The sequence below is a fragment of the Brenneria populi genome (genome assembly GCF_036016195.1).
Taxonomy (GTDB): domain Bacteria; phylum Pseudomonadota; class Gammaproteobacteria; order Enterobacterales; family Enterobacteriaceae; genus Brenneria; species Brenneria populi.
The window spans coordinates 1-21,018 of sequence record NZ_JAYWTM010000024.1; the positions used below are offsets into that span (position 1 = coordinate 1).

General features: G+C 57.4%; 17 protein-coding genes. 4 read left to right on the forward strand and 13 right to left on the reverse strand.

Annotated features, from left to right (window positions below):
- Positions 1–187: 187 nt before the first annotated feature.
- Positions 188–904, reverse strand: a complete 717-nt coding sequence (cuyB, locus tag VSX58_RS18120) for a cysteate racemase (RefSeq protein ID WP_327619316.1) — start codon at positions 902–904, stop codon at positions 188–190.
- Positions 905–1,054: 150 nt separating this feature from the next.
- Between cuyB and hypT the strand changes: the two genes are divergently transcribed.
- Positions 1,055–1,945: a hypochlorite stress DNA-binding transcriptional regulator HypT gene (gene hypT, locus VSX58_RS18125; RefSeq protein ID WP_327612377.1), complete on the forward strand. Its 891-nt coding sequence runs from the start codon at positions 1,055–1,057 to the stop codon at positions 1,943–1,945.
- Positions 1,946–2,006: 61 nt separating this feature from the next.
- Here hypT and VSX58_RS18130 read toward each other — a convergent pair whose 3' ends face one another.
- Positions 2,007–3,302, reverse strand: a complete 1,296-nt coding sequence (locus VSX58_RS18130; RefSeq protein WP_327619317.1) for a dicarboxylate/amino acid:cation symporter — start codon at positions 3,300–3,302, stop codon at positions 2,007–2,009.
- An 819-nt stretch (positions 3,303–4,121) separates the two neighbouring features.
- On the opposite strand from VSX58_RS18130, the gene flhA reads away from it, so the two are divergent.
- Positions 4,122–6,293, forward strand: coding sequence for a formate hydrogenlyase transcriptional activator FlhA (flhA, locus tag VSX58_RS18135; RefSeq protein ID WP_327619318.1), 2,172 nt, complete (start codon positions 4,122–4,124; stop codon positions 6,291–6,293).
- Positions 6,294–6,458: 165 nt separating this feature from the next.
- Here the strand turns inward: flhA and fdhF are convergent, their stop codons facing one another.
- Both fdhF and VSX58_RS18145 read right to left on the reverse strand, forming a co-directional pair.
- Positions 6,459–8,609, reverse strand: coding sequence for a formate dehydrogenase subunit alpha (gene fdhF / locus VSX58_RS18140; protein ID WP_327619319.1), 2,151 nt, complete (start codon positions 8,607–8,609; stop codon positions 6,459–6,461).
- Between the two features lie 39 nt (positions 8,610–8,648).
- Positions 8,649–9,191 (reverse strand): 4Fe-4S dicluster domain-containing protein, encoded by a 543-nt coding sequence (locus VSX58_RS18145; protein ID WP_327619320.1) that lies wholly within the window; start codon positions 9,189–9,191, stop codon positions 8,649–8,651.
- Positions 9,192–9,530: 339 nt separating this feature from the next.
- On the opposite strand from VSX58_RS18145, the gene VSX58_RS18150 reads away from it, so the two are divergent.
- Positions 9,531–10,232 (forward strand): lipopolysaccharide core heptose(II) kinase RfaY, encoded by a 702-nt coding sequence (locus VSX58_RS18150; RefSeq protein ID WP_327619321.1) that lies wholly within the window; start codon positions 9,531–9,533, stop codon positions 10,230–10,232.
- A 307-nt stretch (positions 10,233–10,539) separates the two neighbouring features.
- Entirely contained in the window at positions 10,540–12,189 is a 1,650-nt protein-coding gene (locus VSX58_RS18155) for a methyl-accepting chemotaxis protein (protein WP_327619322.1), read from the forward strand.
- A gap of 106 nt (positions 12,190–12,295) precedes the next feature.
- Here VSX58_RS18155 and hycI read toward each other — a convergent pair whose 3' ends face one another.
- The 9 genes from hycI to VSX58_RS18200 are packed head-to-tail and all read right to left on the reverse strand — an operon-like array spanning position 12,296 to position 21,015.
- Positions 12,296–12,772: a hydrogenase maturation peptidase HycI gene (hycI, locus tag VSX58_RS18160; protein WP_327619323.1), complete on the reverse strand. Its 477-nt coding sequence runs from the start codon at positions 12,770–12,772 to the stop codon at positions 12,296–12,298.
- Entirely contained in the window at positions 12,765–13,169 is a 405-nt protein-coding gene (locus tag VSX58_RS18165) for a formate hydrogenlyase maturation HycH family protein (RefSeq protein WP_327619324.1), read from the reverse strand. The genes hycI and VSX58_RS18165 overlap by 8 nt, the downstream gene beginning before the upstream one ends.
- Entirely contained in the window at positions 13,166–13,957 is a 792-nt protein-coding gene (nuoB, locus tag VSX58_RS18170; protein ID WP_327619325.1) for an NADH-quinone oxidoreductase subunit B family protein, read from the reverse strand. Before nuoB ends, VSX58_RS18165 begins: the two co-directional genes overlap by 4 nt.
- Positions 13,954–14,538, reverse strand: a complete 585-nt coding sequence (gene hyfH, locus VSX58_RS18175; RefSeq protein WP_327619326.1) for a hydrogenase 4 subunit H — start codon at positions 14,536–14,538, stop codon at positions 13,954–13,956. The genes nuoB and hyfH overlap by 4 nt, the downstream gene beginning before the upstream one ends.
- An 11-nt stretch (positions 14,539–14,549) precedes the next feature.
- Positions 14,550–16,286: a hydrogenase large subunit gene (locus VSX58_RS18180; RefSeq protein ID WP_327619327.1), complete on the reverse strand. Its 1,737-nt coding sequence runs from the start codon at positions 16,284–16,286 to the stop codon at positions 14,550–14,552.
- The gene (locus tag VSX58_RS18185; RefSeq protein WP_327619328.1) at positions 16,279–17,928 is read right to left on the reverse strand and encodes a hydrogenase 4 subunit F; all 1,650 of its coding nucleotides are present in this window, start codon (positions 17,926–17,928) and stop codon (positions 16,279–16,281) included. Before VSX58_RS18185 ends, VSX58_RS18180 begins: the two co-directional genes overlap by 8 nt.
- A gap of 5 nt (positions 17,929–17,933) precedes the next feature.
- Positions 17,934–18,584, reverse strand: coding sequence for a hydrogenase 4 membrane subunit (hyfE, locus tag VSX58_RS18190; RefSeq protein ID WP_327619428.1), 651 nt, complete (start codon positions 18,582–18,584; stop codon positions 17,934–17,936).
- A gap of 12 nt (positions 18,585–18,596) precedes the next feature.
- A complete protein-coding gene (locus tag VSX58_RS18195; RefSeq protein WP_327619329.1) occupies positions 18,597–20,051 on the reverse strand; it encodes a hydrogenase 4 subunit D in 1,455 nt (484 codons plus the stop codon).
- 16 nt (positions 20,052–20,067) lie between these two features.
- Entirely contained in the window at positions 20,068–21,015 is a 948-nt protein-coding gene (locus tag VSX58_RS18200; RefSeq protein ID WP_327619429.1) for a respiratory chain complex I subunit 1 family protein, read from the reverse strand.
- Positions 21,016–21,018 lie beyond the last annotated feature (3 nt).

The following is a 21,018-nucleotide window of genomic DNA, read 5'->3' on the forward strand; positions in this document are numbered from 1 at the left end:
CATAGCGAGGCGCTTGATGCATGTCAAAGGCGGAAACCACATATTTGTTCTGTTTGGCGAGAGAATGCGCAACTTGTTGCAATTCTGAGTGATAACGCGGTGTTATCGTGAAATTTACCGCCGGGTAAGCGAGAGGATGGCGTTGAGATTGGCGGCGGGCGGCGAATGCCGCCCGCGCGATGGGGTATCAGGCCGCGGCTTCGTTTCTATGCGTATGGGTGAAGTACCATTCGACGGTTTTTTTAATCAGCTCTTCGGTGGCGTCAATATAGCTTTCCGGCGATTTCCTGATCTCATCTTCCAGGATAAGGGGGAGTTCGGTACAGCCCAGAATGATTTTTTCCACTCCGTCTTGCCGCATGCGATCTTTTATCGGCGCGAGTAGGCGATGAGCGCTTTGCGCGTCGCCGGATTTATAAGCGTAAATGCTCTCCATCACCTGATTTTGTTCAGTTTCTGTCGGCGTGTGGCAGTGAATGTTATTTTTACTCAGTTTATTTTGATAAATCTGCGCCTTAACGGTGGCGGTGGTCGCCAGTAAACCCACGTCGGCGATTTTTTTATCCTGAATAACCTGACAGGTCGCATCAATAATGCTGATCATTTCAACATGGGTGTGCAGTTTTAATTCATTAAACCAGTAGTGTGCGGTATTACACGGAATAATAATGCACTCGGCGCCGGCATTCTCCAATATTTTCATATACTGAATCATTTTTTCCAGCGGCGACGCGCTATGGTCAAGAATGCATTTTGTTCTGTCTGGAATATCCGGAATGGAAACGGCGATCGTCGGAATATGATCCTGGTCGCGATAGGCGGGGGTGTTTTTGATCAACTTCTGCATGGCATCAACGGTTGCGCCCGGTCCCATACCGCCAAGAATACCTACTAAACTGTTCATGCTGCTTGCCTCATCGCGTTTTTGAAACTGAAGGCATCATTGCATATCTCCGCGCAATGTGAATTGCTAAATTCCCATTCGCTATGTATGATTTGCATAGCTCGTCGGTTCTTCATGCTTTTCGTGGGTTTGTCAACGCGGTGAAATATCATGCTGAATAATATAGAAACAAAGTGGCTCTATGATTTTATCGCTCTGGAGGAATATCGGAGTTTTACGGTTGCGGCGGAAAAAAGAAATATTTCTCAGTCGTCATTCAGCCGGCGTATTCGCGCGTTGGAAACGGCGATCGGTTTCGATATTTTTGACCGAACCTCATCGCCATTGCAATTAACGGAGCAGGGCAGGGTTTTTCATGCGCATATTCGTAATACGCTGGATGATTTAGAGTATCAATTAAATAAGCTGCACGGCGGCAGTAACTATAAAAATAAAATCACTATCGCCGCAGCGCATTCGTTGTCGATTTTCATTATGCCGGAATTATTAAAGAACGTACCGGAATCTCAAGAAAAGATATTTTACGTTGAATCCATCGACGTGGACGAGGCGGTATTAAACTTAAAAGAAGGCCGCAGTGATTTCATTATCTCTTTCTATAATGAGGATTTGATGTCCGAGCCTTTTATGCATGCGAAAATACTGGAATCCCGTCTGTATCCCGTCTGCGCGTGCGACGGCGAGGGGCGGCCGCTGTTTGATGTCAAGGCTCCGGCGGCGCCGTTGCTGAATTATACCGATAACAGCTATATGGGGCGTCAGGTAAACCGTTATCTCGCCGGCATCGACGGCAATAAATTCGCCATCACCTTTGTTTCATCCATGAGCGATCTGCTGAAGCGCATGACCAAACAGGGGTTTGGCATCGCCTGGCTGCCGGACTATTCGATTCAGGACGAGCTGCGGGACAAAACGCTCGCCGTCGTCGATCTGGAAAATGCGGTGATGCGGATGGGGGTTTATATCTATCGGCTTGATACCAAGCTGAATATGGCGTCGGAAAAGTTCTGGCGTTATGTGAAAAGCCTGCGCCGGCATTAGCCGGTAAAAATAAAACGGCGGCCGTCAAGGCCGCCGTTTCAAAGGCAACGCGAGCGATTAATTACCGATTCGCGCTAGCCTCTTCATACTCAATCTCTTCATCTTCCTCTTCCTCCGGCGCGCCGATGCTGTTTTCCAGCTTGGCGACAACGGCGGTAGAAATACTGTTGCCGATAACGTTGGTCGCGGTGCGGCCCATATCCAGGAATTGGTCGATACCGATAATCAGCAGAATGCCGGCTTCCGGCAGGCTGAACATCGGCAGCGTTGCGGCCACCACCACCACGGAAGCGCGCGCCACGCCCGCCATGCCTTTACTGGTGATCATCAGCGTCAGCAGAATCAGAATTTGCTGCGTCAGGCTTAAATCGATGTTGTAGGCCTGGGCGATAAATAGGATGGCGAAAGACTGGTACATCATTGAACCGTCAAGGTTGAATGAGTAGCCCAGCGGCAGCACGAAGCTGGTGATTTTCTTTGGCACGCCGAACTTGGTCAGCGCTTCCATGGTTTTCGGATAGGCCGATTCGCTGCTGGCCGTGGCGAAGGCCAGCATGGTCGGTTCGCGGATCAGTTTTCCCAGCGTGACGATCGGCTTGCCGAGGAATGCGTAGCCTACCAGGAACAACACCGCCCACAGCACTATCAGACCGAGATAGAATTCGCCAATCAGTCTGCCGAAGTCGTACAGCAGGCCCAGCCCCTGGGTGGTGATGGCGGAGGCGATGGCGGCGAAGACGGCGATGGGCGCCAGGCTCATCACGTAATCCGTCACGCGGAACATGATCTTGGCCAGTTCTTCGATCATGGATGAAATGACGCTCGCATTTTTGTTTTTGTGCTTCACATAGGCGAGCGCAGAGCCGAAGAACAGGGAGAACACCAGAATTTGCAGGATTTCGTTGTTCGCCATCGCTTCCACGATGCTTTTCGGGAAAATATGGCTGATGAAGCTCTTAAGCGTAAAGCCATCGGTGTTCAGACCGGTGGCGACATGGGCGGACGCGGCCGGAATTTCCAGATTCATGTCGGCGCCGGGCTGGAAGAAATTCGCCAAAGCCATGCCGATAATCAAGGAGAGAATCGAGGCGGTGATGAACCAGGTCATGGCTTTTAGGCCGATACGCCCGACGGCAGAAGAGTTGCCCATACTGGCCAGACCCGAAACCAGCGTGGCGAATACCAGCGGCGCGATGATCATCTTGATCAGACGTAGGAAGATATCGGTAACCATATTGAAATAAGAGGCCACTTCTTTCGCGCGCCCGCCTTCAAGATACTGATGACATAGCCATCCTATTAATATCCCTAATATGATAGCCACGACTATCTGTATAAGTAACTTCTGCCTTTGCATGTTAACCTCATGTTGATGAATAAGATTCAGACAACACACAGTATTATTGTTATGTGATGGATCGATGCGCATTCCTTGAACGCAAAAAATCCAGCACCCTTACTGTTATTGGGGTGTTGTATCTGACTGCCTGATATTACATGGATTTTTGTCTTTTACCGTTTTTTTCTATGTGACGGGTGGCAAATTATAACAATTTGATGAAAAAAATACATGTCTAACGGGGGCGTCATGACCTCCGATGGCGGCAATCTCTGTAAAACAACGGCAAATATATTTGGAATAAAAAATATAAGAAACAAATAGTTGAGCTGCGGTTTTTCAGATCGATTGTGAAAAATGGCTAGATATTAGATTTTCTTATGATAGAGCGCCTATTAGCAATAAATAAAATTTTATTAGGCCTTTCTCTGCCGGCTTTATTATGGCGATTTAATTTCTCTTGCCGTCATCAAAAGATTATGCGTTCGCCCGTTATCAATATTATTGCCAAATACCCGTCGTCGCCGCTCATTATTTCCGCAATAAAAATAACGGAATGGGAAATAATTGTTTTATTTTGATAAATAAAAGTATTAATTATGTTAACGGTGGCGCCCCGCCGCGATATTAGCGGCATACCCCGCATAAAGCGGCGCGATGCGCATCGCGCTGGGGGCGTGTTGAAATGAGTAAATGATTCTTCACGCTCTTTTCTGCCAGGAAAGCGCCGCTTAAGCACGATGCAGATCAACCTATTGGCATGCCGACATAGGTTTTTTGTTCGTTAACTCCTACACTATTAACCACATTATTCATGGTGATTTTATTGCGGTAACTATGGCGATACGGTTGACAGATTCTCCATCAAGGTTGTCGATTCTATGGCAGGATACGCTGCTGAAGGCGTCGCAGACGCTGTTGCAGCAGCGCAGCATTGATACTCTGTTACACGTATTGGATAGTCTCTCTTTTTCGGTGGTGCGCTTCGGGCGGGTCAATCTGCTGCTGATCGATCCCCTGCATAATCAGGCCGCATTTTACTATCACGACCGCGATGCGCACGAAGTTCGCCGTAGCGAAGAAACCCTGTCGTTATTGGACGGTCCGGGCGATATCGTATGGAATACCCATACGCTGCTGCATTGCGACGGGGTTCATTTTCAGCATGATTTTCCCCGCCTGATGAGTCAGCCGGTTTACGCCGGACTCAGCGACTACTGCCAGCTGCCGTTATTGACGGCGCACCGCCCGTTGGGGGGCATTGAATTCATCAAAACGGACGGTAGCCGCTTTGACGACGGTGAAATCGTTTTTTTTCAGGCGCTGTCCGGCGTGGTTACGCTGGCGCTGGAAAACATCGGCGAACGGGAGCAAGCGCGGCGTGAAGAGGAGATGCTGCGCCATGAGCGCGACCACTTCCGTATTCTGGTGGATGTGACCAACACCGTTATTTCCAAACTGGAACTGAAGGCGCTGGCGCAGGAGGTCTCCAAAGAGATCCACCGCTTTTTTAATATCGATTTCGTGGCCCTGACTTTTCGGGATAACGATGACGATGATAAGACGCTGAAGTATTACGCGACGCACTATCGTCCCGGACAGAGCCCGCGTCTGGGGGAAGGGGAGCTGGCGCTGGAAGAGATGCTGGCGGCCGAGGTCATACGCACCCAGGAACCCATGCTGATTAATCATCGCGACCGGAACGCTCAGCCCGGCCGGCCACGCAGCCTGGCGCAGTGGTTCGACGGCGGATTGCATCATGCCTGTCTGCTGCCGCTGGCTTTCGGCAATCGCGTTCTGGGCGTACTGGAGCTGGCCCACGGTATCGAACTGTCGGTCAATGACGCGGAGATGAAGCTGCTGCGCCAGATTGCGTCGCGCATCGCCATTGCGCTGGATAACGCGCTGGCCTATCAGCAGATTAGCCGCCTGAAAGATAGCCTGATCCATGAAAATTTCTACCTGACGGAGCAGTTGACCGAACACAGCCAAAGCGTGGGCGGCGAAGCCTTTGGCGAAATTATCGGCCGCAGCGCCGCCATTCGTCAGGTGCTGGAGCAGGTGGAAATGGTGGCCGGCAGCGACAGCACCGTGCTGATTCTGGGAGAGACCGGAACCGGGAAAGAGCTGATTGCCCGCGCCATCCATAGCCTGAGCCCGCGTAACGGCAAACGCATGGTGAAAATGAATTGCGCGGCCATTCCTTCCGGATTGCTGGAGAGCGATCTGTTCGGGCACGAGAAAGGCGCCTTTACCGGCGCCACTGCTCAGCGGCAAGGGCGTTTTGAAATGGCGGATAACGGCACGCTATTTCTGGACGAGGTGGGCGATATTCCTTTAGAGCTGCAGCCGAAACTGCTGCGGGTATTGCAGGAGCGGGAAATAGAACGCCTGGGCGGCAGTAAAGTGATCTCCGTTGATGTGCGCTTGATCGCCGCCACCAACCGCGATTTGAAACAGATGGTGGCCGATCGGGAATATCGCAGCGATCTCTATTATCGGCTGAATGTCTTTCCTATCGTGATCCCGCCGTTGCGCGAGCGTCCCGAGGATATTCCGCTGCTGGCGAAGTTTTTTACCCGCAAGATTGCGCGGCGGATGAATAGAAACATCGATAGCATTCCTTGCGACATGTTGCGTCAGCTCAGTAAGCTGCCCTGGCCGGGCAATGTGCGCGAATTGGAAAACGTGATTGAAAGGGCGGTGATCCTGACGAAAGGCGCCACGCTCAATCTGCAGCTGGCGGAATTGCAATACCCTCAGCCCGCGTCAAGCGGGCCTAAAACGCCGGAGATAACGGCAAAAAACGCTCCGGCGGCGTCGCCGGCGATCGCGGATGACGAAGAGCTGTCCGAACGCCAGCGGATTATTCAGGTGTTGAAGGAGACCAACGGCATCGTCGCCGGGCCGAAAGGCGCCGCCGCGCGGCTGGGATTGAAACGCACCACGCTGCTGTCGCGCATGCAGCGCATGGGAATTTCCGTTAAGGCGATTGAGGAGATGGAGTAAATGGCGGATCATATTCCGCCGCTTCCGCTCCAGCGTCGTCATCCCCGCGCAGGCGGGGAGCTGCCTCTCCAGACGACTCGGCGTCGCCTGCGATGCCCGCCTACTGCCGCGGGCATGACGGGGAAGGCGCGCGGCATTGCCGGGGCGGTAGCGCCCGCCCCGGGGTTATCCGAGCTCCTCCGCCGTTTTACGCAGATGGGACTTCAGCTGGCTGTACTCCTGTCGGACATAATTTTCCGCCCATTGCTGATTCTCTATCGCTTCCAGCCTGACCGCGCAATATTTGTATTCCGGCGTTTTTGATATGGGATCGAGGTGATCCAGCGTCAGTTCGTTGCAGGCGCCGATCCACCACTGATAGGTCATATAAACCGCGCCTTTATTGACGCGTTCGCTGACGGCGACGCGGGTGATCACTTTTCCGCGTCGCGAAGAGACCCAGGCCAGCTGCTGATCGCGCAGTCCCAGGCGTTCGGCATCCTGCGGATTGACCTGCACGTAGCCGGGTTCGTCCGCCAGCGTTTGCAGCGCGGTGCAGTTGCCGGTCATGGAGCGGCAGGAGTAGTGGCCGACTTCGCGCACGGTGCACAGCGCCAGCGGGTACTCCTCATCGACCCGCTCCATCGGCGGGCGCCATTCGGTGGCGAACAGCAGTCCTTTGCCGCCGGGGCGGTCAAAGTGGTTGCCGGCGTACAGCCAGGGGGTGCCGGGGCTCTCTTCCGTCGTGCAGGGCCAGGGCACGTAGCCCAGCCCCGCCATTTTCTCGTAGGTCGCGCCGTAGTACAGCGGGCATAACTGGCGCAGCTCGTCCCAGATCTCCTGGGTGTTGTTGTAGTGCATCGGATAGCCGAGCGCGGTCGCCATCAGGCTGATGATTTCCCAGTCGGGTTTGACATCTCCTTTAGGCTCCACCGCCTTGTAAAAACGCTGAAAGCCGCGGTCGGCGGCGGAATAGACGCCCTCGTGTTCGCCCCATGACGTCGCCGGCAGGATCACGTCGGCCACCGACGCGGTTTTGGTCATGAAGATATCCTGTACGATCAGCAGTTCCAGTTCGTTAAACGCTTCGCGCATCATGGAGAGGTCGGGTTCGGTTTGCAGCGGATCTTCGCCCATCACGTAGTTCGCTCTGATTTTCCCCTCTTTTATTTTGTGCGGCACATCGGTCAGCGAATAGCCGATTTTGTCCGGCAGGCTCGGCACGCCCCAGGCGCTGGCGAATTTATGACGGATGTGCTCGTCGGTAACCGATTGATAGCCGGGAAACATATTCGGCAGGGCGCCCATATCGCAGGCGCCTTGCACGTTATTTTGTCCGCGCACCGGGCCGACGCCCACGTTGGGACGGCCGAGATTACCGGTCAGCAGCGCCAGCCCGGAGAGCCCCTTGACCACATCCACGCCCTGCCCCCACTGACAGACGCCCATGCCCCACAAAATGGTGGCGGATGGAGCGGCGGCAAACATGCGCATCGCCTCGCGTACCAGCGAAGGAGCCAGGCCGGTGATATCGGCGACGTATTCCGGCGTATATTTGGCGACGATCCGGCTATACTCCTCGAACCCTTCCGTATAGCGCGCGACATACTCCTGGTTATACAGTCCCTCATCGATCAGCACGTTGGCGAAGGCGTTGACCAGCGCCATATTGGAGCCGTTTTTCAGCGGCAGCCACAGGTCGGCGATGCGCGCGGTTTCGATATGGCGCGGATCGCACACAATGATTTTGGCGCCGCGCTCTTTGGCCTTCAGGATTCGGCGGGCGACGATAGGGTGCGAATCGGCGGCGTTATAGCCGAACACCAGGATGCATTCGGTGTGCTCGATTTCGTTGATGGAATTGCTCATCGCCCCGTTGCCCAGGGTCACTCGCAGGCCGGCGACGGAAGGGCCGTGGCAGACGCGGGCGCAGCAGTCAACGTTGTTGTTGCCGGTGACGGCGCGCGCGAATTTTTGCATCACATAGTTGGTTTCATTGCCGGGGCCGCGCGACGATCCGGTATGCATAATGGATTCGGCGCCGTACTTCTCTTTGATGGCTTTCAGGCGCGAGCTGGCGAAGGTTATGGCTTCATCCCAGGACACCGCCTGAAAGGGGTCGCCTTTACGGCGCCGGATCAGCGGCTGTTTCAAGCGCGGCGTCAATAGTTTGGTGTCGTTAAGAAAATCCCAGCCGTAATAGCCTTTAAGGCACAGTTCGCCTTCGTTGGTATGACCGTTGGCGCCCTCCGCGCCAACCACTTTTCCATTTTCAACCAGCAGGTTAATTTTGCAGCCCGATCCGCAATAGGGACAGACGGTAATAACTTTCCGCATGATGACTCTTCTCCTTCAGCGTGCCTTGAGCGGCACCGTTCAGAACTGTATGCCCGCGGCGTCATCGAGCGCCGCACGCCGCTGTTTTTGCCGGATCATGGCTTGAATGTCGTCATGACCGATCGTTCGTAAGGCTTTGGTCGGACAAACTTCGACGCAGGCGGGGCCCGCCGCGCGCCCTTCGCAGAGATCGCATTTCTGCGCCTCGGCTTTGATGCACAGCCCCAGCGTCTGGTAATGGTCGACGCGCGCGACCGGCTTCCCGATCACCGACATGGCGCCGTAGGGACAGGCCACGACGCATGTCTTACAGCCGATACATTTTTCCTGCAGCACCTTGATATGGTCATCCGCGCGGATAATGGCGCCGTTGGGACACACGCTGGCGCAGGGGGCGTCCTCGCACTGACGGCACTGAACGGTGGTGCTGATATTCATCCCCTTGACCACCCTGAGGCGCGGTGAAAAGCGTTCAGGGGATAATGAAGTCGTTTTGCCGTCGCCGTGGGCCAATACGCAGGCAATTTCACAGGTGCGGCAGCCAATACATTTCTTTGAATCTGCAATAACGAAGCGGTTCATAACATCGTCTCCAACCCGGAGTCAGGTGAAAAATCATGGTGTCGATAGCGCAAGCGGCGACACTTCACCACCGGTAAGCATGCTTTATGCCAAGAATGGCTTTTTTGTTTAACTGTATGAATAATAATATTTTTATTTTTATTTTGTTTGCGGAAGTCCGATTGAAACGGCAATGATGACGACGGCAGGCGGCGGTTTCGGCAGATTTGACGACAGGGCGGCGGCGGGGAAACGCACGAATCATCAAAAGATGAATTTTTTATGACGGTTTTTGTAAAAAAATTCCTGACCAGGAGAGTAATGTTTGTTTACTAAGATATAGTAACGTCAGGTACTATCATGTCTGAAATTATTTTCCGAAAAGAGGCCGGCGATTTTCAACTGTATGAAAAATCCCGCCGCGGAGCCTATGTGCAAATCCTGCGTGATTTTTGCCTCGGGAAAATACCTTACCAAGAGTTGAGCAGCGGCAGCGTCGATCGCAAAGTTTATTTAATTAACGTCGATAACGCGAAATATGTGCTGAAGTGGGAGCGTGAGCGGGATCCCCGGCTGGAAAAACGCATCTCGCGTTTTATCTTCGGTCCTTACTACTCCCGATTAATTTACCGCGTCGCCGCGGCGCGCGAGCAGGGGTGTACCAAAACGGCGGATGTCTATGCCGTCGCTGAAAAGGTCAGGCACCGCGAAGCGCTGGAGAGCTATGTCCTGACGGAATATATAGAGGGCAAGCCGCTGGCCGAGCTGAGCGATTTTTCTCCCTATAAAGAGGAAATTAAAACCTGTATCGAAGACCTGCACCGTCATCGGCTGGCGTCCAACGATATTCATCCCGGCAATATTATCCTGACCGGCGACGGGCTGCGGATTATTGATTTATCCGATGCGGGAAGCCTGACCGTCTGCCGGGTGAATGACGCTTTCGCCCTGAAAAAATTCTATGACATCGATTTAAGAATCAATAACGTTATGTATCCGCTTATCGGTCTGCGCAACAAATTCCGCGCCTTTTCCAGAAAGCTGCGCGGCAAAAAGCAGTAGGCGTTCGCGCGGTCCGTCGCCGCCCGCCGCGCGGGAAAATATGTTGCCGGCGCATTTCCCCCTCTTGGCGCTTGTCTGCAATTCGAATTATTTTGGGTATATACTTTATTTACCCGAACTCTGGCAAGGCGTTTTGACTTTCATGCGCGTTGCGCCCGTTTTAAGGATATCCGTTTCTCTCTTGCCGCGTTGTTTCTTCCGCCATGCGCGCTGCGGCGGATTATCGGCTATAGGCATCATTAAAAAATAAGCATTGTCACCGTGATATTGGATGTAAGCGTTATATGATGAATATATGGAGTTTATTATGAGCTTTCTAAAAAATATCAGCATAAGAATTATGGTGCTAATTATTGTGGCTTTCCTGCTGATAGTCTGGGGGGCGGCCACGGGCTATAGCCTCTACTCGCTCCATCAGGCTACTGATTTAATTAATAAAAATGAAACACAGCGAAAAACTTACGCTTATTTGGTCTATGGCAGCGATCAATACTTTAGAGCCGTTACCCGTATGGAACGGACCATGGATTATTTGCAGCGCGGCGATCCGGACAGCGCGAAGAATACGCTGGATATGGCGCAGAGCGCCATAAAGAACACGCGGGAAGCGCTGGCGAAGTTTAAATCATCGGAGCATATCGGGGTGGATCGGCAAGCGATTGACGATATTACCAATAACTGGTCAACGTTAATTTCAACGGCCATTGATCCGATGAATGCCGCGCTGCAACAAAATAATCAAGAGCGATTTGAGCAAATATTTCGCGATGTTTATCCGCCGATAAGTTTGACCTTCGGCGATAACATCAAGGCATATACCGATCAAATTACCGCGGCGGAATTTGCTCCGGTGGTGAATGAATACAATATCGATAATCGCAATGTTCTGATCGCGGCCATGGTTTTCGGCGTCATGGTATTGATATTCACCGAGTACTATTTAAGAAATTATCTGGTGATACCGATCGGGGTGCTTAAGTCGCATCTGGCTCAGCTGACCTCCGGCCGGCTGGCGGACGAGCTGGCCGAATTCGGCAGCAACTGCGCAGGGCGATTGATTCCTGATATCAAACGGTTGCAGAAAAGCCTGCGCGATACCGTCACGGTAATTCGCCAAAGCGCCACGGCGATCGATAACGGTACCACGAACATTAAAAACGGCAACGATGACCTCTCCAGCCGGACCGAGCAGCAGGCGGCGGCGCTTCAGGAAACTGCCGCCAGCATGGAGCAGATCAGCGCTACGGTAAAACAAACCGCGCAAAACGTTTATCAGGCGCGAGAACTGGCGCAGGAAGCTTCCGGCGTGGCGACCAGGGGCGGCGAAATCAGCGACGGCGTGATGACCACCATGGATGAGATTAGCGCCAGCTCGCGTAAGGTGGCCGATATTACCACGGTGATTAACGGCATCGCCTTTCAGACCAATATTCTGGCGCTCAATGCGGCGGTTGAAGCCGCCCGAGCCGGAGAACAGGGCCGGGGGTTCGCGGTGGTGGCGGGGGAAGTGCGGATCCTGGCGCAGCGCAGCGCGCAGGCGGCGAAAGAGATTGAAACGCTGATCGCCGAGTCCGTATCCCGCGTCTCTGCCGGCGCCAGCCTGGTTCGCCAGTCCGGCGAAGCGATGGCGGCGATTATCGGCGCGATTAGTCATCTGCACGAGCGGATTGGCGAAATCGCGGCCGCTACCGATGAGCAAACGCGCGGCATCAGTCAGATTAGCCAGGCGATCCACGAAATAGACGGGGTGACGCAGCAGAACGCGGCGCTGGTATTACAATCGGCGGAAGCCGCGGCCAGGCTGGATAAACAGACCAGCGAACTGACGGCGGCGGTGGGGGTTTTTCAGCTTGAGGAGCAGGCCGGCCGACAGGCGGAGGCGCGGCGGGAGAGCGTCGCGCCCCGGGCGATGACGGGGCGAACGCCGCTGCTGTCGGTAGGCGAGCGCCGGGGATAATGCTCGGCGACGTTGCTGAACGCGGGCTTAAGCGTTGCCGCCGCTTATGCGCTTATCCGGGCGCGGCGACGCGCCCCTGGTTTCACCGCCATCCGCGCGGCGCGGTTTAGCGCCGCTGAAACCCGCCGTCTCCTTGCCACTCCGCCAGCCGCCGGTAAATCCGCTCCACCGCCCGCTCCACTTCCTGACTAAGCGGGAAATAGAACGCGACGAGCGCCGGCTGAATGCCGAGGAAGATCACCTCGGGAATATCCTCTTGCAAACTGTCGATAAGAAAATTCAGCGGCAGGTTATGCGTATTCATCAGTAAATCCTCGGCGATGCGCTCCGGGTCGAGGATGCGTATCGCGCCGGGCGGCAATCCCATGTCGCTGGCATCCACCACCAGCAGCCGCTTAGGCTTCAGAAGGCGAAGCCGGTGGGCCGCGTTTTCGGGAATGACGCCGCCGTCAATCACCGACCAGCCCGCTACCGGATCGCGCATCATGCGTTCGGCCAGCAGCGGCCCGGCGCCGTCGTCGCCCATCATGCTGTTGCCGACGGCGAGCACCATATTGTCGGTGCGTGGGTTAAGTTCAGTCATCAATTCGTCTCACCATCAAATAGAGCGCCGTTTCCCGTTCAATCGCCAGCAGATAGGCGAGCAGGGTGGCGGTCCAGTCGGGATAGGCATCCCCGGCGTCGGATAAGCGGCTAAAAGCCCGCCCCAGCATCCCGGCGTGGCTGCTATCAATGACGATCTCGCCGAACTTCATCAGCCCGGCCATTTTACGCCGCGCTTCCCCCTCGGGAAGTTGATCGATCCACTGCCGGTAGCCCGTCAGCGGGCAGCTCAGTATCCGTTTCAGACAGTCGATCACCCCGACGTGGTGGCCGATCGACAGCGAGTAGTACATCACCTGCTGCGCCTGTTCCGGCACTTTATCCTTGCTGTCGAGGAACTTCTGATTCAGCGCGTAGAATATCGCCTGGCTGTTCATCGGTAGCGCTCCCCCTTGAGCAGTGACAGATAAATGTGTTGCAAGCGTCCGACGATTTCATTCAGCCGCGGATCGTTATGCGCCTGCAGCCAGTCGCGGATGCGCCGGTCGAAGCCCTCCGGCGGCTGATTTTCCAGCCGGGCCAAAAAGGCGTCGCAGATCTCCCGCCCCTGACGATAGCCGGCCATACGCCGGGCTTCCCGCTCCAGCAGTACGCGCAGATCCAGCGGCGCGTGCGGATGAATCAGGGCGGCCGTCTCATCCTCTCCCTGTCGGTGTTCGCTGCCGTGCAGTTTTTGCTCCAGCAGGCCCAGCGCGACGGCGAAGCCGTAAAGGGTGGCGGCGGGCGTCGGCGGACAGCCGGGAATATAAACGTCTATCGGCACGATGGTATCGCTGCCGCCCCAGACGCAGTAGAGATCGTGGAAAATCCCGCCGCCGCAGCCGCAGGCGCCGTAAGAGATACAAATTTTCGGATCGGGGGCGGATTCATAGGCGCGCAGCGCGGGGGTGCGCATGGCGCGGGTCACCGCCCCGGTGAACAGCAGAATGTCGGCATGGCGGGGCGAGGCCACCACTTTGATGCCGAAACGCTCGGCGTCGAACACCGGGGTTATGGCGGCGAAAATCTCTATTTCACAGCCGTTGCAGCCGCCGCAGTCGACGCGGTAAACGTAGGCCGAGCGCCGGATATCTTTCAGCAGCGTTTTTTTCAGCCGCTGCGCCTGTTCATCCAATGCTATCGGCGTGGTGCGGTAGTGATCGGCGCCGGTTGACCGAGTACTCATAATTCGCTCCCTTTGATCGTCGCGGACGGGGAGCCGGCCGGCGGCTGAACGTACCGGCTCAGCGTCACATTGTCTTTGTTGACCATATTCTGTTTGCGTTTGCATTCGGGGCAGGTTTCAAAGTGGGCTCGCCGTGACTCCACCTCTTGTGCGGATAGGCCGGACTGGGCCATCAGCGCCATCGCGTACTCCACCTCTTTTTGCGGGGCGAAAGGGCGGCGGCAAACGCGGCAGTTCAGCAGGTCGAAGGTCGCCCGCTGATAGAGATCGGCCTTGCTGGCGACGGCCATTTCGAACTCCTGCGACAGTACGATGGCGCGCGTCGGACAGACCTCCTCGCAGCGTCCGCAGAAAATGCAGCGCCCGAGAAACAGCTGCCAGGTGCGAGTGCCGCCGACGACGTCGGTTTCCATCGTCAGCGCGTTGGCCGGGCAGGCCATGGTGCAGGCGGCGCAGGCGATGCACTGTTTGGCGTCGTATTGCGGCTTGCCGCGAAAGCCGGCTGCGACATCCAGCGGTTTAAACGGGTATTTCACCGTACTGTCGCCGGCCTTGAGGATGGTTTTAAACAGTTTCAGCATGATGCATCCCTCTACTTGAGCGGCGAACGGGTGCGTTCCAGGCCGTAACGCTCCATTTCTTTATAAGGCACCGTGGTGATTTTCCGTTTGCGCACATCGACCAGCGTTACCCGGTCGGTGCAGGAGTAACAGGGATCCAGGCTGCCGATAATCAGCGGCGCGTCGGAAACGGTGTTGCCGCGCAGCATGTAGCGCAGCACCGGCCAGTTGGCGTAGGTGGCGGCGCGGCAGCGCCAGCGAAACAGCTTCTGGTTGTCGCCGGTCATGCTCCAGTGGATGTCTTCGCCGCGCGGCGCTTCGGAAAAGCCCAGGGCGAATTTGTGCGGCCGATAGGTGAAATGTTCGTTGAGCAGCGGCCCTGCCGGCAGATTGTCCAGCGCGTATTCAATCATCGCCATCGAGGTGAAGATCTCGCGCACCCGCACCAGCACGCGGGAATAGACGTCGCCCGCATCCAGATGATGCAGCTCCATCGGCAGATCCGCATAGCCGGCGTAAGGGTGGTCGATGCGCATATCCCGCTGAAAACCGCTGGCGCGGATCATCGGGCCGACCGGGCTGTAATCGCGGGCGACCTGCTTATTGAGGATGCCGATCCCCTGGGTGCGCTGCGCCATGTTGGGCGTGGAGAGCAACATATCGGTCAACTGGCTCACCTCGGCGCGCATTTCGCGGATCAGCCTGATGGTCTTTAAGCGATCCTCTTTCAGGATGTCGTGCCGGATGCCGCCGATCAGATTCAGACCGTAGGTTTTTCGCGCGCCGGTCAGCATTTCCGCGATGGTCATCGACTTTTCGCGCACGCGGAAAAACTGCATAAAACCGGTGTCGAAACCGACAAAGTGGCTGGCGAGCCCGATATTCAGCAGATGGCTGTGCAGACGCTCCACCTCCAGCAAAATGCTGCGGATGGCGTGCGCCCGTGGCGGAACGGCGATGTCCAACGCATTTTCGATCGAGGAGGCGTAAGCCACGCTATGGGTAAAGCCGCAGATGCCGCACACCCGGTCCGAGAGGAAGGTCACTTCGTTATAGCCCATGCGCGTCTCCGCCAGCTTTTCCATGCCGCGGTGGACGTAGAACAGGCGATAGTCCGCGTCGATAATCCGCTCGCCGTCGACGAACAGGCGGAAGTGTCCCGGTTCGTCCGAGGTGACGTGCAGCGGCCCGATGGGCACCACGCGGGTGGCGCCGGCGGCTTCGTTGGCGAAGACGTAGGATTCGTCGTCGCGGGTGGGCTCCGGCCGCTGGCGGTAATCCATGGCGTCTTTGCGCAGCGGATAGAGATCGTCCGGCCAGTCGTCCGGCAGCACCAGCCGCCGCTCGTCGGGCAAACCTACCGGGATCAGTCCGTACATATCGCGCACCTCGCGCTCGCCCCAGACCGCCGCCGGTACCCGGGGCGTCACCGACGGATATTCCGGGTTATCCGGGTCGACCAGCGTTTTGACGATCACCCAGCACTTTTCGCCCTGTTCCATCGACAGCACATAGTAAACGGCGAAGCTGCCATGCAATGAGCGTTCATCGTTGCCGAACAGCACGGAGAGCCAGCCCCCTTGCTGGTAGTAAAGGAACGCCACCACCTCGGGCAGGGCGTCCGGTTTGACGGTCAGGGTCAGCTGATTCGCCGTTTGCCACTCTTGCTCCAGAATGGCCGCCGGGAATCGCTGTCTGACCTGCGCGGCATAAGCGGCGCCGAGTCTGTCGGCAGGCGACGCCTGGCTGGAAGCTGGGGTTTCATTCATCACGATACATCTCCTGACGGAAAGGGGTTGGCGCCGAACGTTCAGCGGCGTGAAATCGGGGGGCGTCGGCGGGCGCGGCGCGTTGCGCGCTATACCGCCAGGGCGACGGGAGCGGGATTTCGGACTCTCTCTCGTTGCGCTGTCCCGCGCCGGCGTCGGCGACGATGGCCGTGGCGTTTTCCAGCAGGCGGATCGCCGGCTGGGGAATATGGGTGCCCATCACCAGCATCAGGATCAGCAGCAGCGCCATCGGCGCGGTGGTCATGATCCCCAGTTCGCCTTTAGCCACCGCTTGCGGACTGCCGCCCAGCACGGTGCCGGCGACCATGCGCACTAACCCGGCCAGCACCACGGTCAACAAAAGCAGCAGGATAATCGTCAGCCAGATATGTCCGGCGCCGAGCCCCGCGCTTACGGTCATGAATTCGCTGAGGAATACGTTGAAAGGCGGCATCCCGCCCAGCGCCAGCGCTCCGCCGGCCAGCAGGGCTCCGGTGAGCGGGGCGACGCGCATAACGCCTTTAATCGCATCCATATCGCGCGTGCCGTATTTCAGCAGTACGTTGCCGGAACCGCAGAACAGCAAGGTTTTCGCCAGGCTATGGTTCAGGGTATGCAGCAGCGCCGCGAAAATGCCCAGCGGGCCGCCAATTCCCAGCGCCACGGCGATCAGCCCCATGTTTTCCACGCTGGAATAGGCCAGCAGGCGTTTCATATCGCGCTGCACCAGGATCAGAAATGCGGCGATCGCCACCGACAGCATGCCGAACACCAGCAGCAGCAGACGGGGGAAATCGTCGCCGATGGCGGCGCTGACGATGATGTAATAGCGTACGATCACCAGCAGCGCGCAGTTCAGCAATACCGCGGACAATAGCGCGCTGGTCGGGCTCGGCGCTTCGCTGTGCGCGTCCGGCAGCCAGGCGTGCATCGGAAACAGGCCGGTTTTGGTGCCGAAGCCGATGATGATGAAAATGAACGCCAGATGCATCAGCGTGCCGTCCAGCTCGCCGGCATGTTTCAGCACTTCCGTCCAGAAGATGGCGTTTCCCGGCTCCGCCATCACGCCGGCGGCGTTGGCGTACACCAGCACGGTGCCGTACAGGCCGAAGGCGACGCCGACCGTACAGATGATGATGTATTTCCAGGCCGCCTCCAGCGAAGAGCGCTGTCCGTAAAGCCCGACGAGAAAGGCGGAGCTCAGAGTGGTGGCTTCGACGGCGACCCACATCATAATCAGGTTGTTGCTGGTGATGACCAGCAGCATGGTGAAAAGAAACAGATGAAAGAAGCCGTAGTAGTCGCACAGCGTGGTTACCGTGATCTCGCCGCCGTTGACCTCATGGCGCATATAGCCCATGGAGTACCACCCGGTAATAAAGCCGATGATGCCGAGAATGGCGAGGAACAGGGCGCTGAGGCTATCGAGATGCAGCCAGTTATGGAGGGCGAGAATTTCGCCGAACCGGTACACCAGCCAGACCTGCCGCATGGCGAGCGCCAACAGGGCGATAATGCCCAATAGGTGAATAAGGCTCACCAGCGTACGCGCCCGCCCGCCGCCGAAGCGGCACAGAAAAGCCAGCAGCGCGGCGGCGAGCGGGACGGCGAGCAGGGGGAGGAGAAGATCGGTACTGGTCATGTCGTTCACCCTTTCAACGCGGTTAGCTGTTGCGCATCCAGCGTGTGGAGCGTGCGGTGGATTTTGCGCGCCATCAGGGCCATGACCAGCACCGCGAAAATCGCGTCGGTGGCGATGCCGATCTCCACCAGCTCGGGCGCCCGGTACGCCAGCAGCGCCAGCGTCAGGTGGGCGCCGTTCTCCATCAGGCAGTAGCCGAAAACCTGCTTGAGGATATTACGCTGGGTGACGATGCACAGCAGGCCGATCATAAAGTGCCCGAGGGATACCGCCAGCGCCGGTTTCAGCGCGCCGACCAGCGGCAACGCGACCGGCTCGACCACGAAGTAACACAGCAGCACAATCAGGGCGGCCAGCAGGATAATCACCGCCGGGCCGACCACGCCGCCATCCGCCTGCTGATCGTCCAGCTTGCGGAACGCCCGGTACATAATCACCGGGACCAGTATGACTTTGGTGACGAAGGCGCTCAGGGACCAGAGATAAAGCTGACGAGCCTGCAGCAGTTCGGCCAGCGAGAAGAAGATCAGCACCAGCACCAGCGACTGTAGCGCATACAGGCAGGCCGACAGCGTCGGGCGGCGGGCGCAGATTACCAGCAGAGAGGTGATAATCAGCAACCCGGCCAGGTTATTAACGATCAGGGATCCAGTCATCATCATTTATCCTTAGTTCAGCCAGACGGCGGCGATAACGCTCGAACACACCGACATGACGATCAGCGCGATCAGCACCCCTTGCATGGCCCGGGGCACGGGCGCGGCGGCGGCGACCTCCGCGGAGGGCTCTCCCGGCACGGCGCGGCCGAACCAGTAGAGCAGCCAGGCGAAGCTGGCTACCGACTCAATCAGCGCGATAGCCAGCAGCGGCAGCAGCCAGACATACTCCCGCGACAGGCTAAAGCCGGCGGCGAACAGCGGGAATTTACTGAAGAAGCCGTTAAACGGCGGGACGCCGGCGATGGCCAGCGCCGCCACGCCGAAGCCGACGCCCAGCAGCGGCATTTTGCTCATGATGCCCCTGAGTTGCGGCAGCATACGGGTGCCGCAGCTGTAGCTGAGCGCGCCGGCCACCAGAAAAAACAGACTCTTGGCGAACGCATGATTGAAGATGTACGCCACGCCCGCGTCGAATGCCATGCGCGAGCCGAAGATCGCCAGCGACAGGGCGAAGAAGATATAGGCCAGTTGGGTGATGGTGGAGTAGGCCAACAGCCGCTTCATATCTTTTTGCGGCAGATACATGATAAAGCCGTAAACCAGAGTGAGGGTCGCCATCGCTATGCCGATCGCGCCGATAACGTGCGGCACCTGCCCGGCGGAGAGGATCGCCCGGGCGAAAATATAGACGCCGACCTTCACCATCGACGCCGCGTGTAAATAGGCGCTGACCGGCGTCGGCGCCTCCATGGCGTCGGGCAGCCACATATGCAGCGGAAGCTGCGCCGATTTCCCCCAGGCGGCGAACAGAATGCCGCAAAAGACGATGATTTTGCCGTCGTCGTCTAGCTGCGTCAGCGCGCTTAGCGCGAAGGTTCCGGTGCGCGCGAACAGGTAGGCCGCCGCTAGATAAAGCCCGACGGAGGCGATATGCGTGATCAGCAGCGCTTTCAGCGCCGAACGCAGCGATTTCGGCTGCTGGTAGTAGCCGATGAGCGCCCAGGAGCAGCCGCCGGTGATCTCAAAAAACAGCAGTTGTCCCAGCAGCGTGGAGGATAGCGTGACGCCGGCCATCGCGCCGATAAACGTCAGTAGAAAGGCGTAATAACGGTTGGTGCCTTCGTGAGGATGCTCCCGGTTGCCTAACGTCAGGTAGCCGGTGGAGTAGATGCTGACCAACAGGCCGAGGAACACCACCGCGAAGCCGATCAGCAGGCTGACGCGGTCGAACAGGAAACCGAACAGTTCCGCCCGGCCGTAGCGGTATAGCGTATAGGCGAGGTCTGTTTTCCCGCCCGCCAGATAGCCGTAGCCCAGCCAGGCCATGCCGAGCGTCGCCAGCAGGGCGAACAGCACGCATAATCCTTTGGCGTGACGCCGCGGCAGGGCCGCTATCAGCAGCGCGCCGATAAACGGCAGCAGGATGGTCGCCAGGGCAACATTCTTTAAAATCAGCATATCCATGATGAATGTTCGCTCCTTATAGACCGGTAAGATAGAAAACCAACGCCAGCGCCGCGACGCCGAAGCCTAGCCAGGTCACGCGCCCGGTGAGCAGGAAACGCCCGCGGGCCAGGCTGTTTTCGATCAAGGCGGCGATGAAAAACAGCGCGATCAGCTTGATCAGAAAGGCGATGGCGCCGCCGATCAGGGCGGCCGCCGTAAAGGTCTCGGCTTTGCCGAACGGCATGAAGATGGAAAGGAACAGCGCGGCCACCACCACCTGTTTCAGGCTGATGCCCCACTTGAGCAGCGCCAGCGCCGCGCCGGAGTATTCGCTCAGCGGCCCTTCCTGCAGCTCCTGCTCGGCTTCGGCCGCGTCGAACGGAATTTTGCCCATCTCGATGAAGGCGGCGAACGCGCAGGCCAGCAGCGCCATCAGGGTGGCGGTCGGCGACAGCCAGTGACGGGCGGCCAGCGCGTCGCTGATATTGCCGATGTTGGTGGAGCCGGCAATCAGTGCGACCACCAGCAGCGCCAGCATCATGATCGGCTCAACCAGAACGCCCAGCGTAAGCTCGCGGCTGGCGCCGATACCGGCAAAGCTGCTGCCGGAGTCCAGACCGGCCAGCGCGAAGAAGAAACGGAACAGGGCGAACAGGTAGAGCAGGGTAATGACGTCGCCGCCGGAACCGAACGGCGATACTCGGGTGACGATGGGCAGCGTCATGGCGACCAGCAGCATGGTGCCGATCAGAATATAGGGCATCAGGCGAAAAACGCCGCCCGCGTGCTGCGGCGAAACGTCCTGACGTTTCAGCAGCTTGCAGATATCTCGGTAGTCCTGCAAGATGCCCGGCCCGCGGCGGGAATGCATTCTGGCGCGAATAACCCGCGCCATGCCGGACATCAGCGGAGCCAGCGCCAGCAGAACCAGCGCTTGAATCACCGCGCAGGCGATCAGGGCGGATTCCGGGACGGCCAGCATTGC